This is a genomic window from Mesorhizobium waitakense (assembly GCF_056431085.1).
The window spans coordinates 1-4359 of record NZ_JBWKME010000131.1 but is presented as its reverse complement, the minus strand read 5'-3'; the positions used below and the strand labels follow the sequence as shown (position 1 = coordinate 4359).

The window sequence follows — 4359 nt, the reverse complement described above, 5'->3', positions numbered from 1 at the left end:
GCGACCAGCGCGAATCCCCCGCATCCGCGACTTTCTGACTCAGTAAGACTAGTGCACGCCAAAGGCAACTCTCGTGGCTCCTTTATGGCTTCGCTTCGGCGGCGTTAAACATCGCAAAAGGTTCATCATCGACAAAACGTTGCAAAACATTTCGCGTGATCTTTGCGACGTTGTTCTCAAAATTATTCCAGGGCATCGCAGCTACCCAAGATATGGAGCCGCTTGAGAAGACTGCACCGCCATAGCCCGTTTCGAAGAACACCATATCAGCCCGCACAAGTTCGTTTTCGACCCCGCCAACACTTAAATCGGTGTGATTTAAGTCTTCGTGGGCGAGTAACGTATGGTCTGTGTGACCTTTGGAAGTTGCTAAGATCAGCGCATGCGGCGGTGAACCCAAGTTACGATCATACCGATCGATCTCTTGACCTGCCGCCCCGCCAAAGCCAACACCAAAGCCTCCGATGATTTCATCGTCCACACCAGCAAATACAAACTGGGCGCGCGGGTTTTCTGCATCGCAGTTTCGTCGGTAATAAGTTGCGGCGTCAAATCCCTGTGCCGTGAACCCGACACCGACTAACTTATTGGGAGCATGACCGTTGCGCCGCCATAAGCCGCCATATTCACCAGTAAAGCTCATGTAATATTCGCCGGGCTCTGCTACCCAGGTGCGTTCTCCGTCTTCAGCACGTCGAACTTCCAGAACTCCCGGCAGAGTGTCATGGAAAGCTACCCGCCAGTAAAACCCATTTCCGCCTAAATACATCAAGCGGCCGCCGCGCTGCAGAAACCCTCTCAAACCGTCCAACATACGCTTCGAGGTATATTCTGGGTGACCGCCCGTCATGACCACTGAATAGGGATCGAGCAATCCACACCCTTCGCGATCAAGATCTTCATCGGTTATTACGTCATAATCCATTTCGCAATCACGCAAAAAAGCCAAAACATAACCGTCGCCAGCTAGGCTCGACAAACGCGTGTCTGGGCGCATGTTGAGAACAGGGCGCAGATATGACGAATAACAAACGCCGCTGCCATCGGTGTGACGTTCATAAAGAGAATTTCCAAAATTGGAACGCTGCTCCAACAGCACCTCTTCAGGTCCGAATTGCCATAAACGCCCACCTTCCGACGTCAGATTGCTTTCCTTCAAACGGCGGAAGTTGGCATAAGCCAAATAATGTGCTGTCGGAGCTAAGAACGCTACCTTGGGGCGTCTTCCCGCTCCCTGCCGAGGTGGCCGGACAAAGAAAATAATGTAACCTGGTATGTCAGCGTTATCTAACTTAATCGCGTAGCATCCACTCGGCAACGAATCAGGTACTGTCCACTGAAAATCCACTTCCCAATGCGCATCGTAGATATCATCGTCATGAAAATGGATCGCGCCGTATTGCCCAGGCAAAACATTGAAATCATTATTTCCGCCAACCCAATTGTGACCGGTCATTGCCCGAGCCGGAAGATTGACGGCCTCGCCATGACGTAAGGACAACGAGAGATCGCGAATGTGATTTGTACCTTGATCAATCGAGAAATCCCAGCAGCCGATGATGTCTTGCGAGAGCTCTGTTGGCACCCGATCTGCGGCTAGAGCGACGATTTCGTCAGCGGTCAACGCGCGTCGCGCTAAGCGTGGGCGGTCAATTTTGCCATTGAAGAATCCACTATAGTTGCTCCCAATCCCCTTTGTCGAGTGAGCCGCGATGGATAAAACCGCCCCTGACCATTGATGGCCTATATCAACTGTGGTGCGCACCAGCGTCGTTTCGTTGATCTTAGGGTAGCGATGCAGCGGCTTCTGCGAAAGGCAAACGTCACCAGTCTCAAAGTCAAAACTCGCCGACACCAAATACCACTCGCGTGTCAAAAGCGGAATTTCGGTGGAAACTACTGTTTCGACGCCATGACGTCTTGCCAAGACAAGAGATAACGCTCCCTTGCTGTCTATTTCGAGACGTACCCCCTCCTTGGCTGTCTCGCTCCAATAGGCGATGATGCTTTGACGCTTTTCGCCTGGCAACGTGGGCCAGATATAGGCTTGTAGGGTAAAGCTCCCCAACCAGTCAGGTTGCTGGCTTTCAGCAAAACGAATGTAGGATCCGGTAATTAATTGCTGATGGCGAGCAGGATATACCCCGGCGAAGTCGGCCGGAACTTCCTCTTCTATGAGCCCACAGCCGCCCGCCCGGCTATCTAAACTATGCATACGCACAAGGCGGGCTCGGTATTGGTCGATACTGCCTTCCTTGCTGACCATGAAGCGGACAGTCTCACCAGGTGCTACCGACTGACGATCGGCATACCCAACAATGCTTAATTTTGGAAAGTCACTCATTTTGAAAGGACCTGATTCAGGTCTTGGCCTGTCAATTTTCGCCAACGTTGTACAAAGACATCACGCTCTGCCTCGCGTTCATCGGTGTAAACTTTATTGAGCGAAACAATCCGCTCCTCACCGGGACCACCCAAGCGTACTAAAGCCCATTTTTGGCCCGGCTCCAAAGTTAATAACCACGGCTTTTCCAATGCTGGCTCACTGCGCATAAAGCGCAGGATGCGCTGCAGGTTGGGACTGTGGCGGCCGATTGGCATGGTCATGAATTCACGCGCACAGGCAAGATCGTTTATCGGATCGATAGATTTAATGGTCATCTTGAAGATGCCGCCTCTGTTTTTGCAGCGTAGGAGTTGGATTGGCCCACATCATTATCGCGCCTCCCCGTGCGAAACCGACATCCCGAGGAACCGCTCAAAAACGCTTGCGATCTTATCGATGTCAGCGTCAGACATAGCAGTCGACAAGCAAGCCGAGGTATCCACGGGCAGAACGATTCCATTGTTTCTGAAGAACCGGCTCATGGCTTTCATTGCGGCCGCTTCGTCGGCCGAAGGATAGGCTTCCCGGTAGTCGTGTGGCAGCTTCTGCTTGGGATGGATGCGAAAGAGCGACGCAGCACCACTGATTACATAATGCGCTTGATGGTGAGCAATCGCATCAGTAAGAGCCGAGCGCAATCGCTCCCCCATTGCTTCCAACCCATCGAATGCCGCCTCAGTCATGGCTTCTAAGCTGACACGGCCCGCGACCATGGAGACCGGGTTTGCGGAGAAGGTGCCGCCTTGGGCCACCTTGGCGTGACCAGCCGATCCTTCGAAGACACTCATCACGCGTCGCGATCCGCCAATAGCACCGATCGGGAACCCACCACCGATGATTTTTCCGGCTGCAATCAAGTCTGGTTCAATGCCATAGCGTGCGGAGGCCCCCCGATAGCTTTGCCGGAGATTGAGCACTTCGTCGCAGATGATGAGAATATCATGCTGGCGGGCGGTTTCGATGACAGCGGCAACAAAGTCGGGATTAGGCGGAATAAGGCCAGCGCCGCTCGGCATCGGGTCAAGCAAAACGCAAGCCAGTCGATCGGCAGCATCCGCAATCCGGCGGCGCGCGCCGTCGGCATCGTTGAACCGAAGCACGACGACCTCGCCGGCAAGCGATGCCGGCGTGCCCACGTAGGAGGGCACCGCGATGGGTTCGTCGGGAGATCCCCAGGTGGAAGGCGTTCCCCCGTCCCCTGCTTCCGCCCAATCATATTTGCCATGGTAGGCGCCTTCGATCTTGGCAATACAAGAGCGCCCGGTGAAGGCGCGCGCGGCTTTGATGGCAAACATCACGGCTTCTGTGCCAGTGCTGACGAAACTGATCTGGTCGATTGCGGGAATGCGATCGACCAGCAGTTCCGCAAGGTCGATCTCATGGGCGGTCGGATTGGTAAAGCAGGTGCCATCACGAAGAAGACGCGAGACAGCGTCCATCACCGGAGCAAACCCATGGCCATGGATTAGTGTGGTGAGATTGTTACTGAGGTCGAGAAAACGCTGCCCGTCAACGTCGACAAGATAGGCGCCCTCGCCTTTGAGGACGTAGCGCGGCAACGGGTCGCGCTCGACTCTGACACGGCTGGTCCCATCCGGGATAACGTGGCAGCCGCGGGCGAACAATTTTTCGGACTGAGCGCCAAGCAAAGAGGCGCTCGCCTTCTGGTTCTCGTGCAACATATAATGCATCTCCTAAACATAAAAAGGAAGTTACAAAAAGGCAGTATTTTGTTACAACAAAGTAACAAGACTTTGCGTCTACCCTAATGTATTTTCGAATCTACTTCGTGCGCGCGGCGCAACTAATTGTTCACAGACAGGCGCGGTCTTTTGGCATTTGGAAGCATAACGAGATGACCTCAGTATTCTCATGCGTTTGCTTCAGTGTGTCGATGATTCGGCTGCCGCAGGTGGAGGCCGTCGGTCGCCGGAGCCCGCACATGACAGGCCACCACGCGTCCGTCGGCCATT

Annotated in this window: 3 protein-coding genes; all 3 read right to left on the bottom strand. The window is 53.9% G+C overall.

Going from position 1 to position 4359, the window contains the following annotated elements:
* Positions 1 to 82: 82 nt before the first annotated feature.
* The 3 genes from AC07FD_RS26970 to AC07FD_RS26960 are packed head-to-tail and all read right to left on the bottom strand — an operon-like array spanning position 83 to position 4068.
* Positions 83 to 2344 carry a N,N-dimethylformamidase beta subunit family domain-containing protein gene (locus AC07FD_RS26970; RefSeq protein WP_478352324.1) on the bottom strand — a complete coding sequence of 754 codons (2262 nt, stop codon included), beginning with the start codon at positions 2342 to 2344 and terminating at the stop codon, positions 83 to 85.
* Positions 2341 to 2661 carry a N,N-dimethylformamidase alpha subunit family protein gene (locus tag AC07FD_RS26965; RefSeq protein WP_478352323.1) on the bottom strand — a complete coding sequence of 107 codons (321 nt, stop codon included), beginning with the start codon at positions 2659 to 2661 and terminating at the stop codon, positions 2341 to 2343. The genes AC07FD_RS26970 and AC07FD_RS26965 overlap by 4 nt, the downstream gene beginning before the upstream one ends.
* Before the next feature lie 54 nt (positions 2662 to 2715).
* On the bottom strand, positions 2716 to 4068 hold the full coding sequence (locus AC07FD_RS26960; RefSeq protein ID WP_478352322.1) for an aspartate aminotransferase family protein: 1353 nt from the start codon (positions 4066 to 4068) through the stop codon (positions 2716 to 2718).
* Positions 4069 to 4359: the final 291 nt, after the last annotated feature.